The sequence below is a fragment of the Rhizobium tropici CIAT 899 genome (assembly GCF_000330885.1).
GTDB lineage: Bacteria > Pseudomonadota > Alphaproteobacteria > Rhizobiales > Rhizobiaceae > Rhizobium > Rhizobium tropici.
The window spans coordinates 345,810-370,643 of the sequence record NC_020061.1 but is presented as its reverse complement, the minus strand read 5'-3'; the positions used below and the strand labels follow the sequence as shown (position 1 = coordinate 370,643).

The 24,834-nt window shown below is 58.7% G+C and carries 19 protein-coding genes and 5 pseudogenes; 5 read left to right on the top strand and 19 right to left on the bottom strand.

Annotated features, from left to right (window positions below):
- Nucleotides 1–38 precede the first annotated feature (38 nt).
- The gene (locus RTCIAT899_RS21360; protein WP_004128937.1) at nt 39–1,328 is read left to right on the top strand and encodes an ATP-grasp domain-containing protein; all 1,290 of its coding nucleotides are present in this window, start codon (nt 39–41) and stop codon (nt 1,326–1,328) included.
- A gap of 517 nt (nt 1,329–1,845) precedes the next feature.
- On the opposite strand, the gene ltrA is transcribed toward RTCIAT899_RS21360, so the two are convergent.
- On the bottom strand, nt 1,846–3,096 hold the full coding sequence (gene ltrA / locus RTCIAT899_RS21355; RefSeq protein WP_004128932.1) for a group II intron reverse transcriptase/maturase: 1,251 nt from the start codon (nt 3,094–3,096) through the stop codon (nt 1,846–1,848).
- 694 nt (nt 3,097–3,790) lie between these two features.
- Between ltrA and RTCIAT899_RS32390 the strand changes: the two are divergent.
- Nucleotides 3,791–4,531, top strand: a pseudogene (locus RTCIAT899_RS32390) (IS5 family transposase).
- Between the two features lie 69 nt (nt 4,532–4,600).
- On the opposite strand, the gene RTCIAT899_RS21345 reads toward RTCIAT899_RS32390, so the two are convergent.
- From RTCIAT899_RS21345 to tnpB, 5 genes and pseudogenes are all read right to left on the bottom strand, one after another.
- Entirely contained in the window at nt 4,601–5,002 is a 402-nt protein-coding gene (locus RTCIAT899_RS21345) for a c-type cytochrome (protein ID WP_004128924.1), read from the bottom strand.
- A gap of 33 nt (nt 5,003–5,035) precedes the next feature.
- Nucleotides 5,036–6,637 (bottom strand): flavin monoamine oxidase family protein, encoded by a 1,602-nt coding sequence (locus tag RTCIAT899_RS21340; protein ID WP_004128922.1) that lies wholly within the window; start codon nt 6,635–6,637, stop codon nt 5,036–5,038.
- A 127-nt stretch (nt 6,638–6,764) separates the two neighbouring features.
- The gene (locus tag RTCIAT899_RS34635) at nt 6,765–7,163 is read right to left on the bottom strand and encodes a LexA family protein (RefSeq protein WP_376766909.1); all 399 of its coding nucleotides are present in this window, start codon (nt 7,161–7,163) and stop codon (nt 6,765–6,767) included.
- 141 nt (nt 7,164–7,304) lie between these two features.
- Nucleotides 7,305–8,046: pseudogene (locus RTCIAT899_RS21330) on the bottom strand (IS66 family transposase); the annotation flags it as partial.
- Between the two features lie 48 nt (nt 8,047–8,094).
- Nucleotides 8,095–8,245 (bottom strand): annotated as a pseudogene (gene tnpB / locus RTCIAT899_RS32385) (IS66 family insertion sequence element accessory protein TnpB); the annotation flags it as partial.
- 90 nt (nt 8,246–8,335) lie between these two features.
- Between tnpB and RTCIAT899_RS32380 the strand changes: the two are divergent.
- The 3 genes and pseudogenes from RTCIAT899_RS32380 to RTCIAT899_RS34625 all read left to right on the top strand — a co-directional run.
- Nucleotides 8,336–8,792, top strand: a pseudogene (locus RTCIAT899_RS32380) (aldehyde dehydrogenase family protein); the annotation flags it as partial.
- Between the two features lie 246 nt (nt 8,793–9,038).
- Nucleotides 9,039–9,757, top strand: a pseudogene (locus RTCIAT899_RS34630) (IS701 family transposase).
- 55 nt (nt 9,758–9,812) lie between these two features.
- Entirely contained in the window at nt 9,813–10,304 is a 492-nt protein-coding gene (locus RTCIAT899_RS34625) for a transposase (protein WP_240535549.1), read from the top strand.
- A 26-nt stretch (nt 10,305–10,330) separates the two neighbouring features.
- Here the strand turns inward: RTCIAT899_RS34625 and RTCIAT899_RS21315 are convergent, their stop codons facing one another.
- The 13 genes from RTCIAT899_RS21315 to RTCIAT899_RS21255 form a co-directional block, all read right to left on the bottom strand.
- Nucleotides 10,331–11,776, bottom strand: coding sequence for a Glu/Leu/Phe/Val family dehydrogenase (locus RTCIAT899_RS21315; protein WP_037136561.1), 1,446 nt, complete (start codon nt 11,774–11,776; stop codon nt 10,331–10,333).
- A gap of 44 nt (nt 11,777–11,820) precedes the next feature.
- Nucleotides 11,821–12,318, bottom strand: a complete 498-nt coding sequence (locus RTCIAT899_RS21310) for a UPF0262 family protein (RefSeq protein WP_004128902.1) — start codon at nt 12,316–12,318, stop codon at nt 11,821–11,823.
- 12 nt (nt 12,319–12,330) lie between these two features.
- Complete coding sequence (locus tag RTCIAT899_RS21305) at nt 12,331–13,464, bottom strand: acetyl-CoA C-acetyltransferase (RefSeq protein WP_004128900.1); 1,134 nt, start codon at nt 13,462–13,464, stop codon at nt 12,331–12,333.
- A 70-nt stretch (nt 13,465–13,534) separates the two neighbouring features.
- A complete protein-coding gene (locus RTCIAT899_RS21300; RefSeq protein WP_004128898.1) occupies nt 13,535–14,164 on the bottom strand; it encodes a 3-oxoacid CoA-transferase subunit B in 630 nt (209 codons plus the stop codon).
- 16 nt (nt 14,165–14,180) lie between these two features.
- Nucleotides 14,181–14,879: a CoA transferase subunit A gene (locus RTCIAT899_RS21295; protein ID WP_004128896.1), complete on the bottom strand. Its 699-nt coding sequence runs from the start codon at nt 14,877–14,879 to the stop codon at nt 14,181–14,183.
- 104 nt (nt 14,880–14,983) lie between these two features.
- Nucleotides 14,984–16,393: an aldehyde dehydrogenase family protein gene (locus RTCIAT899_RS21290; RefSeq protein WP_004128894.1), complete on the bottom strand. Its 1,410-nt coding sequence runs from the start codon at nt 16,391–16,393 to the stop codon at nt 14,984–14,986.
- Between the two features lie 138 nt (nt 16,394–16,531).
- Nucleotides 16,532–17,935 (bottom strand): aspartate aminotransferase family protein, encoded by a 1,404-nt coding sequence (locus tag RTCIAT899_RS21285; protein WP_004128893.1) that lies wholly within the window; start codon nt 17,933–17,935, stop codon nt 16,532–16,534.
- 410 nt (nt 17,936–18,345) lie between these two features.
- Entirely contained in the window at nt 18,346–19,401 is a 1,056-nt protein-coding gene (locus RTCIAT899_RS21280) for a C45 family autoproteolytic acyltransferase/hydrolase (protein WP_004128892.1), read from the bottom strand.
- A 118-nt stretch (nt 19,402–19,519) separates the two neighbouring features.
- Complete coding sequence (locus tag RTCIAT899_RS21275) at nt 19,520–20,701, bottom strand: M24 family metallopeptidase (RefSeq protein ID WP_004128891.1); 1,182 nt, start codon at nt 20,699–20,701, stop codon at nt 19,520–19,522.
- A gap of 30 nt (nt 20,702–20,731) precedes the next feature.
- Nucleotides 20,732–21,448 carry an aspartate/glutamate racemase family protein gene (locus RTCIAT899_RS21270; RefSeq protein WP_004128890.1) on the bottom strand — a complete coding sequence of 239 codons (717 nt, stop codon included), beginning with the start codon at nt 21,446–21,448 and terminating at the stop codon, nt 20,732–20,734.
- A gap of 121 nt (nt 21,449–21,569) precedes the next feature.
- The gene (gene eutC, locus RTCIAT899_RS21265) at nt 21,570–22,559 is read right to left on the bottom strand and encodes an ectoine utilization protein EutC (RefSeq protein ID WP_004128888.1); all 990 of its coding nucleotides are present in this window, start codon (nt 22,557–22,559) and stop codon (nt 21,570–21,572) included.
- Nucleotides 22,556–23,545 carry a hydroxyectoine utilization dehydratase EutB gene (gene eutB / locus RTCIAT899_RS21260; RefSeq protein WP_004128886.1) on the bottom strand — a complete coding sequence of 330 codons (990 nt, stop codon included), beginning with the start codon at nt 23,543–23,545 and terminating at the stop codon, nt 22,556–22,558. Before eutB ends, eutC begins: the two co-directional genes overlap by 4 nt.
- 29 nt (nt 23,546–23,574) lie before the next feature.
- Nucleotides 23,575–24,759, bottom strand: a complete 1,185-nt coding sequence (locus tag RTCIAT899_RS21255; RefSeq protein WP_004128884.1) for a M20 family metallopeptidase — start codon at nt 24,757–24,759, stop codon at nt 23,575–23,577.
- Nucleotides 24,760–24,834: the final 75 nt, after the last annotated feature.

Sequence of the window (24,834 nt, the reverse complement as noted above, 5' to 3'; positions counted from 1 at the left end):
AGCTCGCCTGAAAGCACGCCACATGGAGGTTGACGCCAATGAAAGGAAGAACACTCATCTTAATTGAAGGTTCACGGGCTAATGGCCCGCTGTACGTCCAAGCGGCTCAGCGGCTTGGTCTCCATCTTATTACTCTGTCTGCAGATCCAGCTCAGTACGACTATCTTGGCGCGAACGAGGTTCAGACAATCTGTGTCGATACAGACGATCTCGATGCGTTAATCCGCGAATGCTACCAGTTAAGCACGACTTATGAGATTGCTGGCATTACCGGGTTTCCAAGCCCGAGCGAGACAGTCTATGCAACAGTTGCCCGACTCTGTCGACACTTCACTCTACCTGGACCGGACCCCGCATCGATTGATCGATGCTGCGACAAATTTGTGCAACGCCAAGTACTCGCGGAATACGGAGTTCCAGTACCTGCTTACCGCTTGGCAACAGATGCAATGGAGGTGGAATGCTCAGCGGAGAAGATTGGTCTGCCGGTGATACTAAAGCCAACCGCAGGCCTCGGCGGCAGCGGTGTCCGATTGTGCCGGGATGCCAAAGAGTTAGCTCAACATACGAGCCATCTGCTCGACGGAGATCACCCGTGGCAATCTTCGCCGAAGATACTCGTCGAAGAATTCGCACAAGGCCCGTACTACGGCGCTAATACAATGGGAAACCAAGTCATTGCAATTGGTACCGCTGACTTCGGCCCCCCGCCACATTTCGTCTTTCGTGAATACACCTTTCCTGCCCCGCTGACTGAAACCGAACTTCAACGCATCATCGATGTTTCACTTAGCTGCTTGCGAGCTCTCGGTCTTGGATGGGGACCGGCAAACATTGAATTCCGATGGACGAACGATGGCCCAGTTGTCATTGAAGTTAATCCCCGCCTTCCGACCGGGGAAGCTAGACTGGTTCAACTGGCGTACGGCGTTGATTTGATCACGGCGCACATCAATCTTGTCATCGGCCAACAAATTTGTGACTTGCGAGCAAAGCATTCGCACATAGCAGCAGTGAGGAGCCTGCTTCCGGAGGGCGATGGCATCCTCGATTGGATCAGTGGTGACAATCGCGCGGCTGCTGTACCGGGTGTCAACGAGGTCAAATTTTACGTTACACCAAAGGCACAAATCGTCAGAAGAGGTGATTATTTAGACTCGATTGGACATGTCATCGCATGTTCGTCAAGTCGTTCTCAGACAGAAATGATGCTGGAGCGTGCCGTTAATCTGATCAGGTGGTCAATCGCACCATTTCCGTCCCTTTGCGAACCGGACGAAATATCGACCTCAATCTCCGGGGCGAAGGAGGCGCCTCGCGAAGGATGATCTAAATAAGAGTTTGCAAGGCCTTCTTCTGGGAGCTTCGTATTCCTTTTGCTAGTGCCCTCTTGTCAGATGGCAGGCTTGCCAACAAACAGTCATGTCTTGGACAACAGCGCGAACGATGCTGAAGGATACAGCATCACAGATCCGTTCAGTTAACTGCAGCGCCGATGCTTCTGTCCTCGCTTGACCATTTACGTTCTTGGGAGCGAGCGACTCATATGGGAAGATCGGGTCAAGAACTCCATCGCATGTTTTCTTCGGTCGCTCTTTCGGCATCCAAGGCTGAGCCTGTTCGCGTGAACGGGCCTGTTTCCATTGCCGGTTCAAACTCACATTCGGTCGCCGCGCCGAGCGGCTGCACCATCATTCCGCTTGCGTTGCGGCAAAGGCTCGGGAGGACGAGACCATTCTTAGTAGCGGCGTTTGAAGCCATGTCGCGATCGGGCGAGTCGCGGAGGGACTTCACCCTCCGCGCTCTCAGAACCGTGCGTGAAACTGTCGCTTCACACGGCTCCCATCAGACGAACTTACCGGTTATTCCGAGCTGCCAATGCACGAAAAGCTTCGTTCGACTTTGGGCAAGGCGTTGTAGAAATTTCCCTGCTTGGGTCGAACGGGCATAGCGCTTGAACTTCCTTCTCACCCACACGCACAGCGTCTGATTGACGTAACGCCGCAAGGCATCCAGCGCCGATGGCGTAAACCGCCCGTAATACGCAATCCACCCCCGGAGGAGCGGATTGATCTCGCGAGCAATGTCGGCCAGCGACACATGCGTTTTCTGTCGGAGTTTCAAGTCCCGGATCGTCGCCCGCATGTGGTTCAGCGCCGAGGGAGCAACCCCCGGCGTAAATCGGCAGAACAGTCGCCCATTTTGCGGATTTCTCACCACTCGCGGTCGAAAACAGTATCCGAGAAAGTCAAAGCTGACGTTCGGATACGTTCCCCTGCGTTTGGGGTCTTTGCAGTAACCGATCTTGGTTTTGGTGGGATGCATTTCCAGCTGGCATTCCGCCAGCCTTGCTTGAAGGGCAGCCTTGACGGCCTCCGCTTCCTGTTCGGTCCGGCAGTGCACCAGACCGTCATCCGCATACCGGCACCATGGGAGGTCGGGGTATGTCCGGTTAGAGATCAAATGCGTAGTGCAGGAACAGATTTGAAAGAATCGGACTGACCACACCCCCTTGCGGGGTACCGCGATCCGCCCTATCCTTTGTCCATCCTGTTCCAAGGGCGCCGTCAGCCATCTTTCGATATAGAGCAACGCCCCTTGACCCTTGACATGCTTGTGGACCGCCTTGAGCAAGAGATCGTGCGCCAAGTTGTCATTTAGGCCCTTGATATCAAACTCTAAAACCCAATCATATTTCCAGCACCGCTGACGCGTGATCCCTACCGCGTCCAGAGCAGATTTGCCCGGTCGGTAGCCGTAGGAATCTGGCCGGAAGATCTGATCAAGTTCCGGTTCAATGAGCCGTTTGACCACCATTTGCGCGATCCTATCGCTCACGGTGGGCACACCCAAAATCCGCTGGCCCCCAGTCTTTTTGGGAATGGGGACGGCACGGACCGGTGGCGGAAAGTAGCTTCCCGAACTCATCCCGTTCCAGATCTTGTAGAGATTACCCTTCAAGTCGGCTTCGAACTGCTCGATCGTCTGCCCATCCACTCCGGCCGCACCACCATTGGATTTGACCGCTTTATAAGCTTCGTACACCAGCCGCTTATCGATCCTAAACGGCTTGTCTGTCGTATCCGCCGACGTCATCCTGTCTCCAGTTGTTTCGAAAATACGACCACCTGATCCGAGCCCTTTGCTCCAGCTCCATTAAAGCGCCTTCATCACTACTACGGGTCGGTTCGCCCCAACTTCCTGTATCTGTACTCTCGCCTCACGGTGATGTGCCGCTTGTGCTTCTCCCTTGGCATCAGAAAGCTGGTTCCTGCAGTTCCGCGCAAAAGCCTGTGACCGACTCACGCCCTCTCACCGCCGACCGCCGTCCGCCCGATAATCAGGCTCCTGACGGACTTGTCTCAGAGGAACGAACCGCCCCTGATTTTGACGGTATCTGACCAGTTTACGACGAGTCTTCGAGGGTTCACGTTTGTTCGTCTTTCGGACACGCACCTGCTCATGGTCATGCCATGAGCTTTTGATCCGACGCTCACCACCACGGCTCTTTACCGCAGCAAGCAGCTCGGACTGGTTTGGAACCTGCTCCTGAAAGCCGATCCCGAGGGGCCCACCCTCATCTTTCACGCAGCTTGTCCACACGTTAGTTGTTCATGTTGAACTCCCTTCATGTGTGCCTGCAGCACACGTTCGTCCCCCCTGGATCCGCCAGGATTGATCGCTCCTGGAAGATTACAGCGTAAACTCATAAAATTTCTTGGCATTTATCGACCGCCGTGATTCAAGGCTTCGAAATAGGGAAGCATTTGATGACGGTCGTCGCTACGAACTGACTGACCACGAATGGTCGATTATATCGCCGTTGTTACCCAACAAGCCACGCGGCGTTGCCCGCGTTGATGATCGGCGGGTACTGAATGGCATCCTCTGGCGGTTTCGAACGGGCTCGCCTTGGGCGGAAGTTCCGGAACGCTATGGCCCGCCGACGACCTGTTACAACCGCTTCGTCCGCTGGCGCAAAGCCGGGGTATGGGATCGGCTTCTTGAAGCGGTGTCCAAGGCCTACGATGGCGACATCGTCATGATCGACTCGACCTGTGTCCGCGTTCACCAGCACGCGGACACGGGAAAAAAGGGATGGAGACGATGGTGGCATGGGACGTTCCCGCGGCGGCCTTACGAGCAAAATCCATGCGCTCGTCGATGCCGAAGGTCGCCCGGTCAATCTGCGTCTGACTGGTGGACAGATCGCCGATTGTGCCGAAGCCGACGCGCTGACGGATGAGCTTGGCGAGGGGGACATCCTGCTGGCCGACAAGGGTTATGACACGAATGCCATACGGGCTAAGGCCGCCGAGAGAAAGGCCTGGGCCAACATCCCGCCGAAGAGTAATCGCAAGGGCTCTTTGTATTTTCGCGCTGGGTCTATCGGCAACGTAATCTCGTGGAACGGTTCTTCAACAGGATCAAGCAGTTCCGAGGCATCGCAACCCGATATGACAAGCACCCGGAAAACTACCTCGCCGCCGTAAAGCTCGTCGCAACAAGAATATGGTGCCAGAGTTTATGAGTCGACGCCGTAGAGAATTTGGCTTGCTGCGGTCATTCTCTTCTTTCGAAACGGACCGTCGTGTTCGCCTTATCGGATGTCCGCCACGTCCTCGCGTGTCACTTCATTTTCGTAATTGTTGCCGAAATTTGTGCGCACGTAGTTAACGACGGCAGCAACTTGGTCATCGCTCATCATATGACCGATAGGTGGCATGCCTGTATGCCCGTGGAGCACCAAGTAAACTGGGTAATCCCCGACCACTAGATTCTGATTTTGAGTAAGGGCCGGATATTTGCCTGCCCCCATCGCACCTTCCCCATGGTTCATATGACAAGCGGCACAGACGTTCGCATACAGCGCTTCCCCGCTTTGTTCACTGAAGTTCTCACCGTCGCTCAACATTACTTGGGCTCCGACGGGGACAGCGAGCGCCATCGTCAAGATTGAAACAACAACGGAGCCTAGAGGCCCTTTGGAGTTTTTCGCCATCGGAAAAAACCTTCAATTGGTCGCAACGTATTATCAGCCAGCCATGATGCGCTTATGAAGCCTTGTGATTGCGTCTAGTGAGGAGAGAATCGCCCCCTCCATCCAGGCCGGGACTTGGGATGCATGCTCGCCGGCGATTACTACGCGACCGTCGATCTTGCAAAGATTATTGAAGTGTTCCCTGCGGGTGTCTTCCGTCCAGTCCCCGGCGCAGCCAAGTGTAAACGGGGAGCGATGCCAGGCCCAGGAAACGCCATTTTCGAACTCCTCTTTGTATTGAGGATGGATCCGCGCACCGTATTCGACAACCCGCTTCACGCGTTCCTCGGGAGCCATTGACGTGAACTCATAGGAATTCGGCCCATTCCAAGTGTAACAGCCCAGCAGAACGCCCTTTCCCTTCGTATTGAAGTCACTGCTTGGATAAGAAATCTGCCGGATCGGCAGATTGGTGTAGCTCACGCCCCCGAAAATCAGGTCATCTTCCTCCCAAAAACGACGCTTGAACTGTAGGCCTACCTTCACGGATGATGCATAGGGTACAGCTTTGATCGCTGCGAGCATTTCGGCGCTGACATTGATGTCGATTTGACTGAGGATCGTCAGGGGAATCGTACATACGCACCAGTCGCCGCTCGCCCGCTGTATTGTACCGGGATTCTCGCTGTCTTCGTAATAGGCCGTGACGCGCTTCTCGTCCTGCTCGATCTTTGTCACCTTGGCGTTATAGGTGACGAGGTCGTCCACTTCCTTGCTGAAAGCCTTGCCAATCAGGTCGATGCCGCCACGTGGCTGGAACATGGTTGTTTGGAATTCATAGCGCGCAAAAGCGGCTAGATCGCTCCAAAGGCCCGAACCTAGTATTTCGGAAAGGCTCAGCGGCTTTCCGGACGTTGGCACGACGCTATTTCTCCCCGCGCGATAGGCTTCGACCGAACCGCGAAACTCTCTCACGTGTGTGCTATTCTGGTAGGCATAATTCTCATCCAACGCGCCCCAGGAGCGAAGGGCCTCAAGTAGCATCTCCTGATCTTCCTTAGTGACACTCCCTTCGAGTGCGCCCTTGCGCGTCACCTTACACAGCAGCTCTGATATGTGTCCCCGAATATCGGTCATAACGTAACGCACTCGCTGCGGCTTGCCGCCGCCCCCCCTTGTGGAGTGCAGGAACGCGTTGTGGTTGAGTTGTTGGAAGGGCTCTAGCACCACGCCCAGCCGCTTGCAGTATGCGAGCAAGCCATGGTGATGATACGGAATTCGCCACGGACCAGGATTGATGTAAAGCCCCTCATCAAATTCACAATTCCGGATCTCGCCGCCCAGTTCCTTCACGCTATCGCCGCCGCGTATCGTCCAATTTCGGCCACCTACTCGATTGTTGTATTCCAGTATTTTCACGTTGTAACCGGCCTGACGCAGTTCGAGTGCTGCCGTCATACCCGCCAATCCTGCTCCAAGAATCAAGACGGAAGTGTCCTTCGGAGCGCCTTCCAGCTTTATTGGTCCGTTGTATCTAGACTCACCAGCCAGCCCGAGCGTAGTCATGGCGTGGTACATCGTCATACTGCCTGCAGTCATACCGATTAGCGATAGAAGATTGCGCCGGTTTAAGCCAACTAGCTTATCTTGTGCCATTTTCCGTCCTCTCACTGTCCGTGCCAAAACTGTAAGTTTGCGAAGCCCTTTGAAACTTTTTTTATCCATTCAATCGCTATGCCACCACGGCAACTAGTACCGCTCCTAAGAGATTCTGACTGGTGAGCTAGCGTAGGATTGGCAGCGCCTCAGGTTCTACGAGCAATTGAATGCTTCGCGCTTCTCCAGGCTGGCATTGAATGAGGCCGGCTTTTTCCAGGGTTATCACCATCTGGTGTACAGACGGTGCGGTCACCTCAAAGTGGCGACGCATGTCCGCTTCTGCCGGGGAGCGTTTGAAGATCCTGGTATAGGCATAAATGAAGACCAGGTATCGGCCCTGCAACTGCGTGAACTGTGGCGCTCCGGCAGGAGGCTCCTTGTCTCGTTGCGCGGGCTTATCCCAGGATGACGAAACGGTCCTGGTTTCGACGACGCTTGAATTTCTTAACGACGCGTCTTCGGATGGTTCACTTTCGTTCGTCTTTCGGACACGCACCTGCTCGATCTCGTCCGAACTTTTCATCCGACGCTCACCACCACGGCTCTTTACCGCAGCAGCTCGGACTGGTGAGACCCGCTCCCGAAAACCGATCCCGGAGGGCCAGCCTCCATCATTCACGCAGCTTTACGACACAGTGTCAGTTCATACTGAACTCCTTCCGTGCCTCTGCAGCATACTCTCGTCACAGAATACCCCCGGCTGCGAGCGGATGAAGGCGGTGAGCGCATCGTAGAGAAGCTCCAGCCACCAGGCGACCCACGTGACCCAGGCGCCGAGCGTGCCGCGATCGATCATGACGCCGCAGGAGGCCAGCATCTGCGCCTGTCTGTTGAGCGGGAGATGCCAGGCAAACTTCGAAACAGCGACATGCGCGGCAAACGCCCGTGGTCACCATGCCACCGTCCATCACGCGCGCTGGTGCCGACGCCTGCACAACAACGCTTTCGCAGGCCCGGCAGGCATAGCGCGGTCGGATCGTCCGTCTGACCCGGACAACCGCAGGCACGATGTCGAGAGCCTCGCTGACGTCCGTGCCGATGCAATGAAGTTCGAACGAACAGCAGGGGCAAGTCTTGCTCTCCGGCTCGATGATCTCGTCATAACGCGGAAGGTACTTGGGCAAGCGGCCGATATTGCGCGCTGGCGATCGCCGTGCCGGCGTTTTGTCTTCACCGACCGGCGCGACATCGTCATTGGCAGCAACGGGAATGTCGCTCACATGGCCAAGGTCGAGCATTGCCTGCGTCGGATCGATGATCGTCATCTTCTCCGATTTCGTCCCGAAGAGCAGGCGCTCAAGGAAGGCCACGCGCGCCTTAAGGTCGGCATTCTCTTCGTTGAGCGAGAGAATGATCCGGGTCAGTTGCACGGTGTCCTGGGGTAAGGGATCATGTCGAAGCGGCATGACTGGCCCTACCATAGGAGCCTGAATCTTCACGTAAAACCGACAGGATCAGCCTGCTTTTGAGGGCCTCCTCACAGCGTTTCGTTTGACGCGCGTCCAGTCAATACCGGCTAGCAAAAGCGAGAACTCTTCGCGCGTCATCTGCATGGCGCCATCGCGGACCGGGTGGCCAAACGAACTTGCCAGCCTCCAACCACTTGTACCTTATCTGAGAATGCAGCCTCGACCAGCACAGATCAGCAGCTAGTGCTGGTTACACATCAGTTTCATCCGCTTTTCGGACGGCAACGGGCCTCTAATCGACAATGATGCTCTGAAAAAGATCGAAGCGCATGTCGATGACGCTGTCAAAAAAGGGGCGATGGTTCGCTGCGGCGGTCGTCGGATCGGCGCGAAGGGAACATTTTTTGAGGCGACCGTCATCACCAACGTCGTCGGTTCGATGCGGATCGCGCAGGAAGAGACGTTCGGTCCGCTGGCGCCGATCATCCGTTATGATGACCCGGAGCAGGTGATTCGGGAAGCCAACGATACGATCTACGGCCTCGCCGCCTATTTCTACGCCTCGAACCTCAAACGCGTCTGGCGCGTGGCCGAGGCGCATGGTTGGCATCAACACTGGCCGCATGTCATCGGAGGTGGCACCCTTCGGAGGCATCAAGCAGTCCGGCATTGGACGCGAAGGCTCTCGGCACGGTCTCGAGGACTATCTCGAAATGAAGTACCTCTGCATGGGCGGCCTCTAACGCTGGTTGCCGCCCTCCAACATCGACGCCGGGTTCGACGATGTTAAGATCCGGATCACCTCAAAAAAAGAGGCTGCCGTCGACACATGTCCTACGGCAGCCAAGTCGCGTGGGAGGCGAATTTATTGCCAGGGCCATCGAAGAATCGCTGGCTCTCTAGTCTTACTGAGTCACAAAAAACGGGAGATTCGCGGTTTGCGATGATGTGCTAGCGTGGCGATTCGTGGTCAGCAGGAGCAAGCTGAGATGAATGGCCTGAGCGGAAGAAGTGAATCAGACTTTGCGGATTATGTCGAGAGGCTTGTCGATGTGATCGGCCATGCCGATCGGGCAGAGCCGCTGAAGGATTACTGCCTTGGCCTCATGCTGCCGGTGGAGCGCAAGAGTGTCGAGCCTCTGGCAGCGGTAACGGCACCGGCGAGGGTTTCGTCCAAGCATCAGTCGTTACTGCATTTCGTCGGTCAGGCGCCGTGGTCGGACGAGGCGCTTCTGCGGCGGATTGGCGATTTGGTGCTGCCGCTGATCGAGCGACATGGGCCGATCGAGGCGTGGATTGTAGATGACACCGGCTTTCCCAAGTAGGGCAGGCATTCGGTCGGGGTGGCGCGGCAATATTGTGGCCAACTCGGCAAGCAGGACAACTGCCAAGTCGCGGTCAGCTTGTCGATCGCCAACGTCGCAGCGAGCTGCCGATTGCCTACCGGCTGTATCTACCCGAGATCTGGGCCGACGATGCCGAGCGGCGGCGCAAGGCGAAGATCCCTGACAGCGTCGCATTCCAGACCAAACCGGCCATCGCGCTGGAGCAGATCCGAGCCGCCCAGGCAGCCGGAGTGGCGCCCGGTGTGGTGTTGGCCGATGCCGGCTATGGCGTGGACGGCGCATTCCGCGCCGGCCTGTCGGCACTCGGCCTCGACTATGTCGTGGGCGTGCAGCCGACACTCAGCGTCTGGCGACAACACTGACCTCAACTCTCGCTTCGCCGCCGTGCGCGTCAGGCCCGCGTCCAGGGATTACAAATTGACCGAGCCCCGCGCCGAGGAATGGCTGCTGATCGAATGGCCCGAGGGTGATGCCGAACCACTCAAATACTGGCTCTCCACTCTCCCGGCCGCCGCTTCGCTCGCAAAGCTCGTCAGCACCGCCAAGCTGCGCTGGCGCATCGAGCGCGACTATCAGGAACTCAAACAGGAACTCGGGCTCGGCCACTATGAGGGACGCGGTTGGCGCGGCTTCCATCATCATGCAAGCCTCTGCATTGCCGCTTACGGATTCCTCATCTCCCAAAGGGAGACGATTCCCCCCTCAGCGCCGCCCGAAACCAAAAACCGCCCGCAATCTGGCCTTCCCCAGGGTTATCGACCCCGCGGAGCCCCCGATCCGACCCGAGCGACACGTGTCGAATTCGATCGCCACAATCCGAAGGCACTTGACCGTCGCACTCAGTCGCAACCTCCAGCGATGTCCATGCTGCTCCCGGATGAAGGATCGATAAAATCCACAAATTTGTGACGCAGTAAGACTAGGCAGGCAATTGATCAGATTCCTATCGCTTCATAAGCATCGGCGATCTGCCGGATCGACGCGACATAGGCGGCGGTCCGGTAGTCACCGAGTTCCGGTTGCTGTTCGATGAGGTCGGCGATCCGTGTCCAGGTGCTGCGCATGACGTCTTCGAGGCCGGACCGGACGAGGTCGATCTCGGCGCCGCCTTCGAGGAATTCATCGCGGATATCGGCGGGGAATTCCTTGCCGGTCATGCGTTCCAGCGCCATTGCGATGGTCTGGTTGCGCCGCTCGCGCCGGCGCCGTTCCATCAGACCGAAGGGAATATGCGTCAGGTTCTTTACCCACTCGAAGTAGCTGACGACGACACCGCCGGCATTGACGTAAAGATCGGGAAGAACGGTGATCCCTCGGGTGCGAAGCACCTTGTCAGCCTCGAAGGTGATCGGGCCGTTGGCCGCCTCGACGACCAAATTTGCCTTGATGCGGTCTGCATTGCCCGCATGGATGGCATTCTCCATGGCCGCCGGAATGAGGACGTCGCATGGCTGCGCAATGCCCGTCATATCGCCGGCAAACGAGGTGGCGTCTTCGAAGCCGAGAATGCTGCCGGTCTTGATATGATGCTGCTTCAGCGCCTCGATCGCAAGACCATCGGCGTTGGCGACATAGCCGTCGCGTTCGGCAACAATCGTCACCCGGGCACCGTCTTCTTCAGAGACGAACTTTGCCGCATGGTAGCCGACATTGCCGAAGCCCTGGACGATGATTGCAGCACCCTTCAGATCGCGCTTGCCGTTCAGGCCGGCAGTGCGCGGATCGCGGAGATAGCTCTGGATGGCGAACTGCACGCCTCGGCCGGTTGCCTCGGTGCGGCCGGCAATACCGCCCTTCGACAGCGGCTTGCCGGTGACGCAGGCGCGCGCGTTGATGACATCGGTCGGATTGGCGCGGCGGAACTCGTCCATCATCCAGGCCATTTCCCGCTCGCCGGTGCCGATGTCGGGTGCCGGGACGTTGACGCCGGGGCCGATCAGGCCGCGCTTGTTGAGTTCCTGGGTGAAGCGGCGGGTGATGCGCTCGAGCTCCTGCGGCGTCCATTCGCGCGGATCGATCTTTAGCGCGCCCTTCGAGCCGCCGAACGGCACATCGACCAGCGAGCATTTGAGCGTCATCAGCGCTGCCAGGGCCTCGACCTCTTCAGCATCGGCATTCGACGCATAGCGAATGCCGCCCTTCACCGGCTCGCAGTGCTCGCTATGGACCGAGCGCCAGCCGATAAAGCTGTACATGCGACCCCGCAGGCGGACGCCGAACCGAACCGTGTAGGTCGAGTTGCACTGCATGATCCGCTCCGACAGGCCTTCCGGCAGGTCGAGGAATGTCATGGCATGACGGAAGTTTTGGTCAACGCTATCCAGGAAGCCTGCGGAGCTGGTTTCTCCGGCTTGCACGTTGCGTTGTGGTATTGCGTTCACTGGGGTGTTCCTCCTTGGTGGGAAAGTTTCGGGCCGAAGCTGTGTCAGCTCAGCAGAACTCGACGGTCGGCATTGCGCACGAGCAGGGCGTAGATCAGTGTGAACAGCCGGCGGGCGGTGTCGTTGTCGATGTTCACTTTCGCTGACAGCCGGCTTTTCAGCAGTTCGGCTGCCTCGTTATGGACGCCGCGCCGGCCCATATCGATCGCCTCAAGCCGTTCAGGGCCTGGGTGGCGGATGGCGTCGTAGTAGCTCTCACAGATGCGGGTGTAGTCTTTCAGCAATCGGCGGAACGGCGTCAGCGACAGGTAGTGACTGACGACATGCTCGCCATGGGCATCGGCGACATGTAACGCGAGGCGCCCGTCGGCCGCCGCAATCGTGAGGCGGTATGGCCCGCCATCGTGACCGACCGGAATGAAGGTGTTGGATTCCAAGAGGTCGATAACCGCGAGCGCTTGCTCCCGCTCAATTCTCGCGTCCCGGCCAGCGAACGACCGGTCGAGCGATACGTCGCAGAGACGGTACTCGGCGGAGGCCATGGCCCTGCCTCCTCACATCGCTTCCACGCACATGGCGACACCCATGCCGCCGCCGATGCAGAGCGTTGCCAGACGTTTCCTGGCGCCGCGGCGCTTCATTTCGAAGAGCAGCGTGTTGAGCACGCGGGCGCCGGAGGCACCGATCGGATGGCCGATGGCGATGGCGCCACCATTGACATTGACGATGCCAGGATCCCAGCCGAGGTCCTTGTTGACCGCGCAGGCCTGCGCCGCGAAAGCCTCGTTGGCCTCGACCAGCTCGACATCGCCGATCGCCCAGCCGGCTCTGGCCAGCGCCTTGCGCGAAGCCGGGATAGGGCCGGTGCCCATGACCTGCGGGTCGACGCCGGCCGTTGCCCAGGAGACGATGCGCGCAAGCGGCTGGATGCCGCGCTTGGAAGCCTGCGCTTCGCTCATCAGCAGGGTGGCGGCGGCGCCGTCATTGAGGCCGGAGGCGTTGCCGGCGGTGACCGTGCCTTCCTTGTCGAAGGCCGGACGCAGCTTGGTCATCTGGTCGAGCGTTGCGCCGTGGCGGATATATTCGTCCTGGTCGACGGTGACGTCGCCCTTGCGGCCATTGACGATGAAGGGAATGATCTCGTCGGCGAAACGCCCAGCCTTCTGTGCGGCCTCGGCCTGGTTCTGCGAGGCGAGTGCGAACGCATCCTGCTCCTCGCGGCTGAGCTGCCACTGACGGGCGACGTTCTCGGCGGTGATGCCCATATGATAACCGTAGAAGGCGTCGGTCAGGCCGTCCTTGATCATCGTGTCGATCATCTTGAAGTCGCCCATCTTCATGCCGCCAGCGACGATGATATCCGCATCACCGGTTGCAATCTGCTGCATGCCGAGCGCGACGGCGCGAAGGCCCGAGCCACAGAGCTGGTTCATGCCCCAGGCGGTCTTTTCCTGTGGGACACCCGCCTTCATCGCTGCCTGGCGCGCCGGATTCTGGCCCTCGCCAGCCTGCAGCACCTGGCCGAGGATCACCTCGTCGACTTCACCCGCTTCGACGCCCGCGCGCTCAAGTACGCCCTTGATGACGGCAGCACCGAGCTCATGCGCCGGCGTGTTGCCGAAGGCGCCGTTGAAGGATCCGACCGCGGTGCGGCCAGCACTGGCGATGACGATCGATGGGATGCTCATGGTGGTCTCCTCTATGGTCCTCGCGAAGCCGGCACAGGCCGGCTCCAGCTACTCGGCAAAAGGCTCAGGCCTAGTTGACGATGGTCGCCTCGGTGGCGCTGCGGATCTCGCCGTCGGTGACGCCCTCGGCAAGCTCGACCAGCTTCAGTCCGCCATCGACGACGTCGAGCACACCGAGATTGGTGATGATCCGATCGACGACGCTTTGTCCGGTCAGCGGCAGGGTGCAGGCCTTCAGCACCTTGGATTCGCCTGATTTGTTGGTGTGGTCCATGACGACCACCACCCGCTTCACACCAGCAACCAGATCCATCGCGCCACCCATGCCCTTGACGAGCTTGCCGGGGATCATCCAGTTGGCGAGGTCACCGTTCTCGGCTACCTCCATCGCGCCCAGGATCGCCATCGCGATCTTGCCGCCGCGGATCATCGCGAAGCTCTGCGCTGAATCGAAGAAGGCGGAATGCGGCAGTGCCGTCACCGTCTGCTTGCCGGCATTGATCAGATCGGCATCGATCTCACCCTCGGACGGAAAGGGACCGATGCCGAGCAGGCCATTCTCCGACTGCAGCGTCACGTGGACGCCGTCAGGGATGTAGTTGGCGACCAGCGTCGGGATGCCGATGCCGAGATTGACGTAGGTGCCGTCTTGAAGTTCGCGTGCAGCGCGCGCCGCCATCTGGTTTCTGTCCCAGGCCATGTGTTTCTCCCCAGCCTCAAGCCGCCGCGCGCGTGGTGCGCTGTTCGATGCGTTTCCCGTGCTGACCCTGGATCAGGCGATGCACGTAGATCCCCGGCACATGGATGTGATCGGGATCCAGGCTGCCGACCGGGACGATTTCCTCGACTTCAGCGACACAGATCTTGCCGCATGTGGCGGCCGGCGGATTGAAGTTGCGGGCCGTCTTGCGGAAGACGAGATTGCCCGAGGTATCCGCCTTCCAGGCCTTGACGATCGACAGGTCGGCGACGATTCCAGTCTCGAGAACGAAGACCTCTCCATCAAAGACCTTGAGTTCTTTTCCTTTCGCGACGACGGTGCCGACGCCGGTCTTGGTGTAGAAGCCGGCAATGCCGGCGCCGCCGGCGCGCATGCGCTCGGCAAGTGTTCCCTGGGGGTTGAACTCGAGCTCGAGTTCACCGCTCAGATATTGCCGCATGAACTCGGCGTTCTCACCGACATAGGACGAGATCATCTTCCGGATCTGCCTGGTCGTCAGCAGCACGCCAAGGCCGAAGTCGTCAACACCGCAATTGTTCGACGCGATTGTCAGGTCCTTGGTGCCAGCTTTGCGGATCGCATCGATCAACAGCTCCGGAATGCCGCAAAGGCCAAAGCCACCCGCCGCGATGAACATGCCGTCGAACAGCAAGCCCTCAAGTGCTGACGTCGGATTGTCGAAGATTTTGTTCATTCTCCCCCCATCAGGTTCGGCTGTTGCGGCGCCGAGGCGCCGCCTGGATTCATTCACTTGGGTTCGAAAGTCCGGCAGCGGTATCAAACGGCTGCTAGGTCCCTTTACCCACGGTTGATACAAACGACCTTTGGCTGGGTCATCTCTTCATAGGCGAAGCGCACGCCTTCCCGGCCCATGCTGCCGTATTTGGAGCCGCCGAATGGCATGGCATCGAAGCGGTAGTCTGAGGAGTCGTTGATCATCACGCCGCCAGCTTCGATCCTGGCTGCGGCGTCAAGTGCGACATTGAGGTTGCTGGTGAAGATGCCGGCGTGCAGGCTGTATTCGGGTTCATTGGCCAGCTCGACCGCTTCATCGAGCGTCTCGAACGGTGCAAGCATGACCACGGGCGCAAACACTTCTTCGTGCCACAGGCGGCAGGTCACCGGCGTACCTTCCAGCACCGTCGGGTGATAGAGCGACCCTTCGCGTTTGTGGCCGCAGAGCAACTTCGCGCCGGCGGCGATGGCGTCGTTGACGGCTGCTTCGGTGCGTTGGGCGACCTCCTTGGAGATCATCGGACCGACATCTGTGTCCTCCTTCAGCGGATCGCCGGCCTTGAGTTTGTTCGTCGCCGCCACGAAAGCATCGCGGAAGCGCTCATAAAGCTCGGCCTGGACAAGAACACGCTGGGCGCCGATGCAATTCTGACCGGCTGCCCAGAAGGCGCCGGAGACGCATCCTTCAACCGCCTTGTCGAAGTCGCAGTCGTTCATGACGATGACCGGCGCATTGCCGCCAAGCTCCATCGCGAGTTTCTTAAGGCCCGCCTTGCGGCTGATCGCTTCTCCGGTAGCGAAGCCGCCGGTAAACGACACCATGCGAACCTCACGCGCGGAGACGAGAGCCGAGACGATCTCGCGATCGCCGTGAACGACGGTGATGATCTCGGGTGGCAAGCCCGCTTCCACCAAGGCTTCGACAAGCTTGATCGAGGAGAACGGCGTCAGGTTTGACGGTTTCAGCAGAACCGCATTGCCGCCGGCAATCGCCGGACCGAGCTTGTGCGCGACCAGGTTCAGCGGATCGTTGTAAGGTGTAATGGCGGTGATGATCCCGAGCGGCTCGCGGGTGAACCAGCCCTGACGCTGTTCCGAGCCGACATAGGCATCGAACGGTACGATCTCACCGGCATTGCGCTTTGCCTCCTCGGCAGAGAGCTTTAACGTATTGACGCAACGAAGCACTTCCTTGCGCGCCTGGACGATCGTCTTGCCGGCTTCGCGCACGATGGTTTCGGCAAATGCTTCACGGGGGCTCTCGATGATCCGCGCAGCTCCTTCGAGGATGCGCGCGCGCTCATGTCTCGGCAGCCTGGCTGAAAGCTCTGCGCCGCGACGGGCGCGGGCCAGAAGTTCGTTAATTTCGCTCGCATCCGTGGCGTCAATCGTCCCGAGGACAGACCCGTCATAAGGGCTGTAAACAGTGATCGGCGCCAGACTGGTGGTGATATGAAGTTTGGCAACGGTCATAGGCCGGCTTCCTCTTGCGTGATGATGCGCCACCTGCGCGGCGGCTGAGTTGGTCGGTCAGGGCAAGGAGAGGTCCCTGCCCTGTTCTCGTTTCCATGACTGCATTGGTTGCGGTAGGAGCGACCGACCGCTTGGCGGTCAGATTTTCTGACCGTTCAGAACCAGGTCATCGATGACGCAGCGTACTGCCTTTTCCGCGATCGAGACGATCTCGTCGATCTCCGCCTTGGTGGTGACGAGCGGCGGCGCGAAGCCGAGGATGTCGCCATGCGGCATGGCGCGGGCGATGAGGCCCCGGTCTCGAGCAGCCTTGGAGACGCGGGCACCGACCTTCAGCGACGGATCAAACCTGGTCTTGTTCTCACGGTCGGCAACGAATTCAATCGCGCCCATCAGGCCAACACCACGCACTTCACCGACGATCGGCAGCTGCGCGAACTTCTCCTTGAGCTGGGCCTGGAAATAGGCACCGACTTCGCGGGCATTGCCGGGCAGGTCTTCCTTTTCGACGATGTCGAGCACCGCGTTTGCGGCGGCCGCACCGATCGGGTGCCCGGAATAGGTATAGCCATGCGAGAAGGCGCCGACCTTGTCAGCTCCCTCTTCCATGACCTTGTAGACCTTCTCGCCCACGATCGAAGCCGATAGCGGAAAGTAGGCCGAGGTCAGGCCCTTGGCGACCGTGATCAGGTCGGGTTCGATGCCGTAGTGCTGCGAACCGAACATCGAGCCGGTGCGGCCGAAGCCGGTGATCACCTCGTCGGCGATCAGCAGCACGTCGTGCTTCTTCAGCACCGCCTGGATTGCTTCCCAATAGCCTTCCGGCGGTGGCGTGATGCCACCGGTGCCAAGCACCGGCTCGGCGATGAAAGCGCCGACATTGTCCGGTCCAAGCGTCTCGATCATCTCGTCGAGCTCGGCGGCGCGACGGGCCGAGAATTCGCGTTCGGTCTCGCCGGGGTTGGCGCCCCAATAGTGATGCGGAACACCGGCGTGATCGATCTGCGGGAGCGGCAGATCCATATGGTCGTGATAGAAGCTCATGCCGGTCATCGAGCCGGAGACGACGCTACAGCCATGATAGCCGCGTTCACGCGAAATGATCTTCTTCTTCGTCGGCTTGCCACGCAGATTGTTGTAGTACCAGACGAGCTTGGCCTGGGTCTCGTTGGCGTCCGAACCGGACATGCCGTAGAACACCTTGCTCATCTTGCCGGGCGCCATCTTGACGAGGCGGTCGGAGAGGATAGCCAACTCATCGGTCGTGTGCGCGGCATAGGAATGATAATAGGCCAGGCGATAGGCCTGACGAGAGATCGCCTCGGCAACCTCGGTGCGGCCATAGCCGACATTGACGCAGTAGAGACCGGCAAAACCGTCGATCAGCTGGTTGCCGTGCGCATCCTGGATGCGGATTCCCTTGCCGGTCTCCACGATCGTCGGTTCGCCGAGCTTGCCGGTCGCAAAGTCCTTCAACTGGGTGAAGGGATGCAGGACCGAGTTACGATCTTTCTCAGCGATGTCTTTGATGTTGATGGTCATTTTAACCCCTTCGGTCGCCGCTTTTCAGCTGCGCGCTTTTCTTCCTGTGAACCTGGGCCTGATCAAGTGCGAGCAGCAAAACCTCGACTTGAGGACAGCTTTCGCTTGCCCGACCCGCTCAGATGATATTGCCTGTAGGTGCTAGCTTCATCGCACCATTTCGCTCCGGGGTGACGCCGGGTTCCTGCAATCTTCCTCGCTTTTTGCAGGAATTCGCTATCGGTGGAGGCTTTGCTGATTTGACCCGTGCGGTCGGCTCATTGGGTTGGATCGACCGCGGAGACATAGGTTGAAGAACAAAGCGAGGATCGAGGGTGCTTGAGGACCGGCCCACCTCAGGTGAGATTGGAATGTCAGGCCACACTCTCCACCCATCGCAAGCGTCCGCGCAGCCTCAAAACATCACCAGCCTACTTGACTAGCACCGTTCCTCCCAGGACATCGCACTCGTTGGGGGCAGCATGGACGCTCCAATCAACCCGGTCAGCGGATAGCGCGAACACGCCCATCGCCAGAGTTTGCGACCCATCGATTGTTCCGTTCTTGTAGATCGGCACCGTCTCATCGAATAGAGCGACTTCTGCGTCTTCAGCGAGCCTTTGTCCGGCAGTAACCCGGTCCACTGCCGCCTGACGATCGCGGGAAGAGGCGCTGATGGTCTGCTCCAACTGGGCGAATTCTTCGAAGATCAAATGGTTCGCATGGCCTTGGGGGGTGACGGCCTCCCGAATGGCGCAGCCTGAAGCGGGAGCCTCGATTGAGACGAGCCGGCGCGTTTTCGTCTCGCCGAGATTATGATGGAATCCGCTGGCACGGTCCTTGCGCTTGAGGATTTCTACCGCATCGCATAACGACCTTGAGTCGAGGATCGCGCGGCAGATGATGTGTCGGGGTACTCCAGGCTGAAGATCATGCGCGGTGATGTTATTTATCGTCTGCACGAGCCCCATCTCATTGAAGCCAAACGTGTGGCCGGGCAGCATGCCAGGGTACATGAAGCTGGCCCAGGCTGGTCCCTCGTCCGGCTCGACTTCAACCCAAAAGCAGGCGCCGAGGAGCGCTTGGTCACCGTCCTCGTTATGGGCAATTATTGCGGGGCGGTCGTCCTGCGCCGGCAGCAGGAGTGTCGTGCATCCATTGGCAGCAACCGACCCTGTTGCCGGGGAGACATCCTCGGGAAGCCGAAGGTCTCCGCGGCAATTCCAGAGGAAGATCGAATCGAAATCTTGACCGGCGCCTTCGGCGATGCCCTCGATTTCGCGCACAAAGCGGGGATAGGTTGCGCGCGCCGCAGCTTCGAGAGCCTTCAAATATGCAGATCGGCGCCACCGGGTATCCAACGCCCGATATTCTTCAGTGTGCAAGACGCGCTCTCGGAAAGCAGAAGCGCTTGCTCGTCCGAGTGTCACGCCGATCGAGAAGGCATCGCCCTTGGCACGGACGCGCGAAATGGGATTTTTGGACATGCGACTTTCCTCATCGTTTCTTTCGCACTTGAGGTGTCCAATTCAAGGAAGCCACGCCTCCTTGTGGCAAGGCGTCACCGGGCGCATTGTGGATCACGATTTCGCCCGGGGATTGGACTCACTCGATAACGAGCAACTTGCGGGGGACATTGGACAGGAATTCGACTTCGCCCTCCGTGATCAAGAAACTTTCGGTAATTTCGATACCCCAGTCGTCGTACCAAAGCCCGGACATGAAATGAAATGTCATGCCTGGGCGCAGCTCGGTCTTATCACCGTCGCGGAAGCTGGCGGAGTTCTCGCCCCACGCCGGCGGGTATCCCATGCCAATGGAGTAGCCGGCGCGGCTTGCCTTCTTCAGACCGTATTTCGCAAGGGCATTTCCGTAGGCCAGAGCGATATCTTCGCAGTAATTTCCCACCACAGCCTTCTCAAGGCCGGCGCTCATGCCTTCCAAAACGGCCTTCTCAGCATCCAGCATTTGCTGGCTCGGCTTACCGAGATAGTACGACCGAGAGAGCGGGCAGTGGTACCGTTTGTGTACACCAGCAAGTTCAAAGAAGATGCTTTCGTTCGCGCGAATGGGCTTATCAGTCCACGTCAGATGAGGAGCTGAGGCATCGGCACCGGCGCCAAGGTTGGGTACGGCTGACGGATAGTCTCCCCAGTAGTCGCCCACACCACGGGTGCCAACATAGGAAATTTCAGCGATTATGTCCGACTGTTTTACTTCCGGCCGCAGCACCTCTGTGATGCGCTCATACATCGCTTCGACAATCTTGCCGGCGCCGCGCATATATTCGATTTCACGAGGGGATTTGACGATGCGTTCCCAGTTGATCATGCGCATGGCGTTTTTGAAGCGCGCGTTGGGAAGTGCGGCTGTAAGGGCTTCGAAACCGGCCGGTGAGAAATAGTAGCTGTCCTTCTCCAGACCGATTATGGCTGAACCGTGCCCCTCATCCGTGAGGAACTGGCCAAGAACGGTCATGGGGTGCAAGGTGTCTGACTGAACGTAGTGGTCCTCGTACCACCTGATCCGATCCTCGCCGATATATGCCGTGCGACGGCATCCATTGGCATCCTGACCACGGCCGAACCAGAGGGGATCCTTGTCCTTTGACACAACAACACATTGTGGCACGTAGAACGAGTTGCCCTCGTAACCGGTAAGCCAGCCCATGTTAGCGGGATCGGTAACGACCAGTACGTCTATGCCAGCTCGCTCCATGGCGCTGCGCGCCTTCTCGAGGCGTGTTCTGTATTCAGAAAGTTCGAACCGTAGTTTCTCGTCAGACATTTCAGTTCCTTTAGATTTGGATGCGCTAAGTCAGACGCGGGCGGTCACAGTCGCAAGCGTCAGTTTGCAGAGGTCGGTAATGTCGTAGATGGGCAGTCCTGTCTTCAGCCGAAGGGCATTTGCAACGACAGGGAAGCCAGTGCACTCGAAGAGTATCATCGCAATCTCGGGGTGGTCGGAGCGCAGTTGATCGATACGGGCACCGACCTCCTGCTGGATCTGATCCAGCGCTGTCCGCACGAACGGCCGCGCCACGGCATTGCGCACGTATACACCACCTTCGATGCCTCCGACGACCACGCGCTTCCGATCCGCCGGGTGCTGGATGCCCAACAGGTCTTCGGTGCAATGTCGCGAATCCGCTGTTAATACCGCGAGCTTTTTCGCGGGCGATAGCTGACGTAACAAAGTCGGAATGAGTAGAAGGCTTGAGGTTATGACGGGTACATTGACTGCTGCAGAGATTGCAGACTGGTGGCGGATAAGGAAGCCGCAGTCAGCGGCAACAACGTTGGCACCTCGATCGACCAATCGCTGTGCAGCCGCAATGCAGGCGTGTTCCAGCGAAGCATCACCTCGAATGACAACCTCTGCAAAGGCGCCTTCCACCATTTCCGTGATCACAGGCCCGCCAAACGTTGCCGGGTGCAATAGGGATCCTTCGCGCGGGCTAAGAAGCGGACTGTCTGGTGACACGCCTTCATCCAGCTCAAGTAGTCCAAGAACAGTGCTGCTTTGCGAAGTCATGATGAAGTTCCTCGATTTCGGACGGGTTTGGTCAATGCGAGTATCGTAAGACGTGTGAACTTGCTCGACTGCGCCTCACGCCCAGGCGGCCACCGACTTCAGTGCCGGCCCAGGCACGTCATCAGTCTATTGTTGTTCCGGCTTTGACGGCCAGCGCTCTTGCGAAAGCAAGATTTGCAATGGCAGTGTCTTGAATACCCGTCCCGGTCAGATCGGCGATCGTGATCTGGCGATCGTCGGTGCGTCCAGCCACAGCACCGGCAACAATCTGGCCGAGTTCTCGAAGGGCACGATCTTCCGCGACAGCCCCCGCCTCAATCGCGTGATGCAACTCACCGAGGCGTCGCGTCTGAGCGAGGCTGTCAGCCACGTAGAGATCGGCGCGCGCAATAGCCTCGGCCTCTACTTCGTTCTTGTGTTCGGCATCGGAGCCCATCGCCGTGATGTGCTGTCCTTGTTCGAGCCATCGAGCTTCCAGGATCGGCTGATCAGCCGGCGTTGTGGTGATGATCACATGCGCACCGGCAACGGCTGCTTCCCGGCTATCGGAAGCGATGACGCTGATGCCCAATTGGTCAGACAGTTCTCGGGCCGTCTTGTTGGCTTTGGCAGCGTCACGCGCCCAAATCCGCGCCTCACGAATTTGTCGGACCAGCATGAGCGCCTGCAACTGTAGGCGCGCCTGCATACCAGCGCCAAAGACAGCAGCCACCGACGCGTCTTTGCGAGCGAGGTGCATTGCAGCCACGGCACCTGCTGCGGCCGTCCGAACATCGGTGAGATAACCATTATCCAGCAACAATGCTTGAACCAAACCGGTCTTGCTTGACAGCAAAACCATAAGGCCGTTTGTACTGGGCAAGCCAATTTCGGGATTGCCGAAAAAGCCGGGGCTGATCTTGATGGCGAAGCCATCGAGACCAGGTACGTAGGCCGTCTTGACGTCAACCTCACCGCGATGCTCCAAAATATCGAGGCGAAGAATTGGCGGCATCACCACTTTTTTTGTTGCAAGCGTGCGAAATGCCTCTTCCACGCAACGCACAGCCTCCAGATCAAGAGTCACCAGATCTCTCAGTTGCCGTTCAGTCAAAATGGTCATCGATCTCATGACGTGGTCCTCGCAATAATATCTGCTGTCTCATCGCTCACGACGCGACGATGTAAATTCATATCGATGTTGCGGCCCGACAGCACAGTCACGACGGGTCCATGAAGGTTGCGCACTTTGTTCGCCAGGAGCGCCGCGATGCCAATCGCCCCTGCGCCTTCGACGATCTCGCGCTCCTGGAGGTATGCATGTCGGATGCCAGCCGCTATTTCGGCTTCGCTCAACAAAATGACATCGTCCAAGAGGTCGCGGCACATGGGAAAAGTCCATTGATTGGCGAGGCCAATCCCGCCGCCGAGCGAATCCGCCAGACTTTCAAACTCATCGACCTGCACCGGGCGACCTGCATCAAGGCTTGCCTTCATCGCAGCGCCGCGATCCATCGTGAGCCCAATGATACGCACATCCGGCCGCTGGCTTTTCACGGCTGCCGCCACCCCAGAAGCCAAACCGCCCCCCGAGAGCTGGATGAGCACAGTCGCCACGTCCGGCAACGCTTCGACGATTTCTAGCCCTAGCGTTCCTTGACCGGCAATGATTGCCGGGTGATCGAACGGCGGGACGAGGCACCGTCCCTCGCCCGCCAACCTCTCGGCCTCTTCCTGAGCGTTATCCTGGGATTTTCCGACGATACGGACCTCGGCACCTAACCGGCGAATTTCCGAGACCTTGTTTTCGGGGACCAGGTTCGACATGCAGATCGTGGCCGTCACACCACACGTGTTGGCTGCGAACGACAGAGCACGACCGTGATTGCCCGTCGACGCGGCCACAACGCCGCGTGCCCGCTCGTCCGCGGACAGTTGAAGAATGGCATTGAAGGCGCCGCGCAGCTTGAAACTGCCTGTCGTCTGATGGTGCTCCAGCTTTAGATATACGGGCACAGCGCAACAGTTCGACAGAGACGGAGAATGCGCGAGCGGCGTAGTGAGTATGTGATCTTTGATGCGCCGTTTTGCGCCTTCAATGTCGTCGAGGTCAATCATCAAGGTCCTCCCTCCGCACCAGCCGCGCGTTACGCGCTTTGAAAGAGTTCCCAGCAGTAGCGGATCGCCAGCTCGGTTGTCGGGACGAGAGTCTGGTCGGACACCCCGAACGTCGGCGTATGGACGCCGGATTCGTTTCCCGGCTCCTTGCTGCCGAACCAGAAATAGATTGACGGGATGCAGCCGGAGTAAAAACCAAAGTCATCGCTGCCGGAGCTTGCCGAACCCTCGATATATTTGTCCTCGCCATCGGACTGCACGACGATCTGCTTGAATCGCTCGACCATTGAGTTGTCGTTGACCACAGGAGGCTCGCCCGCGTGTGAGCTAAATTCGGCCCGGCCTCGATGGATCGCAGCAACGCCCTCGGCAATTTCGCGCACCCGTTGAACCAGCAACTTTCTCCTCTCGGGACTGCTCGTCCGGATCGTTCCGGTCATTGTGACCGAAGGGCAGATTATGTTCGTCGCTTCCCCGCCGTGGATCGTGCCGATCGTAACGACAGCGCCATCGTCAACCGGCATTTCGCGCGACACCACCTTCTGAACTTCGTTGATGAAGGCGCCTGCTATCGCGATCGCGTCCACGCCCAAGTGAGGCTTGGCGCCGTGTGCCATCGTCCCGATAAATTCGAGCGAGAACTGATCCGCTGACTTTGTTACGGCGCCCGCACGGGCGCCATAGGAGCCGGCTGGAATGTCAGTGCGGACATGAAATCCCACTGCGGCGTCGAACCCGTCTAGCAAGTTTTCTTCAACGACAGTCCGGCCGCCAAGTGGTTCTGCTTCTTCAGCGGGTTGAAAGAACACTCGCAGCCTGCCTGAGAAATTTTCGCGCATGCGATGGAAAGCGAGCGCCGTTCCCAAGGCGATTGAGCCATGCATGTCATGACCGCACGCATGCATGACGCCTGGCACTTGCGACCGATACGGCAGGTCGTCGCGGGCTTCCTGAATGGGAAGCGCGTCGATGTCTCCGCGCATCGCGATCGAACGATTTGCGCCTGGGGCCAAGCCCTGGATATCGACATAGACACCGGTCTTGTGAAACGTCTTTGCTTCGGTCAGGCCGAAGGCGGCCAAGGTCTCGATAATCCGCTTCTGGGTCTTCCACTCGTTGTTGGAAAGTTCGGGCTCGCGATGCATGGCGTGCCGCATCTCGACGACTGCGTTACGCTCGACCTCGGAGAGGAAGTTGTTGGTAGGCATGTTCATGGTGGTCTCCTGGTCTAGTCGTCATGGTGTCTGTTGTTGCACCTAGCAGCGGAGCTGCGCGGCCCGTCGATTCGA

Bases quoted from the DNA above. Each gene is read 5' to 3' on its own strand.
- RTCIAT899_RS21360 (WP_004128937.1), top strand. From the start codon at position 39: ATGAAAGGAAGAACACTCATCTTAATTGAAGGTTCACGGGCTAATGGC.
- ltrA (WP_004128932.1), bottom strand. From the start codon at position 3,096: ATGACGTCGGCGGATACGACAGACAAGCCGTTTAGGATCGATAAGCGG.
- RTCIAT899_RS21345 (WP_004128924.1), bottom strand. From the start codon at position 5,002: ATGGCGAAAAACTCCAAAGGGCCTCTAGGCTCCGTTGTTGTTTCAATC.
- RTCIAT899_RS21340 (WP_004128922.1), bottom strand. From the start codon at position 6,637: ATGGCACAAGATAAGCTAGTTGGCTTAAACCGGCGCAATCTTCTATCG.
- RTCIAT899_RS34635 (WP_376766909.1), bottom strand. From the start codon at position 7,163: ATGAAAAGTTCGGACGAGATCGAGCAGGTGCGTGTCCGAAAGACGAAC.
- RTCIAT899_RS21310 (WP_004128902.1), bottom strand. From the start codon at position 12,318: ATGGCCTCCGCCGAGTACCGTCTCTGCGACGTATCGCTCGACCGGTCG.
- RTCIAT899_RS21305 (WP_004128900.1), bottom strand. From the start codon at position 13,464: ATGAGCATCCCATCGATCGTCATCGCCAGTGCTGGCCGCACCGCGGTC.
- RTCIAT899_RS21300 (WP_004128898.1), bottom strand. From the start codon at position 14,164: ATGGCCTGGGACAGAAACCAGATGGCGGCGCGCGCTGCACGCGAACTT.
- RTCIAT899_RS21295 (WP_004128896.1), bottom strand. From the start codon at position 14,879: ATGAACAAAATCTTCGACAATCCGACGTCAGCACTTGAGGGCTTGCTG.
- RTCIAT899_RS21290 (WP_004128894.1), bottom strand. From the start codon at position 16,393: ATGACCGTTGCCAAACTTCATATCACCACCAGTCTGGCGCCGATCACT.
- RTCIAT899_RS21285 (WP_004128893.1), bottom strand. From the start codon at position 17,935: ATGACCATCAACATCAAAGACATCGCTGAGAAAGATCGTAACTCGGTC.
- RTCIAT899_RS21280 (WP_004128892.1), bottom strand. From the start codon at position 19,401: ATGTCCAAAAATCCCATTTCGCGCGTCCGTGCCAAGGGCGATGCCTTC.
- RTCIAT899_RS21275 (WP_004128891.1), bottom strand. From the start codon at position 20,701: ATGTCTGACGAGAAACTACGGTTCGAACTTTCTGAATACAGAACACGC.
- RTCIAT899_RS21270 (WP_004128890.1), bottom strand. From the start codon at position 21,448: ATGACTTCGCAAAGCAGCACTGTTCTTGGACTACTTGAGCTGGATGAA.
- eutC (WP_004128888.1), bottom strand. From the start codon at position 22,559: ATGAGATCGATGACCATTTTGACTGAACGGCAACTGAGAGATCTGGTG.
- eutB (WP_004128886.1), bottom strand. From the start codon at position 23,545: ATGATTGACCTCGACGACATTGAAGGCGCAAAACGGCGCATCAAAGAT.
- RTCIAT899_RS21255 (WP_004128884.1), bottom strand. From the start codon at position 24,759: ATGAACATGCCTACCAACAACTTCCTCTCCGAGGTCGAGCGTAACGCA.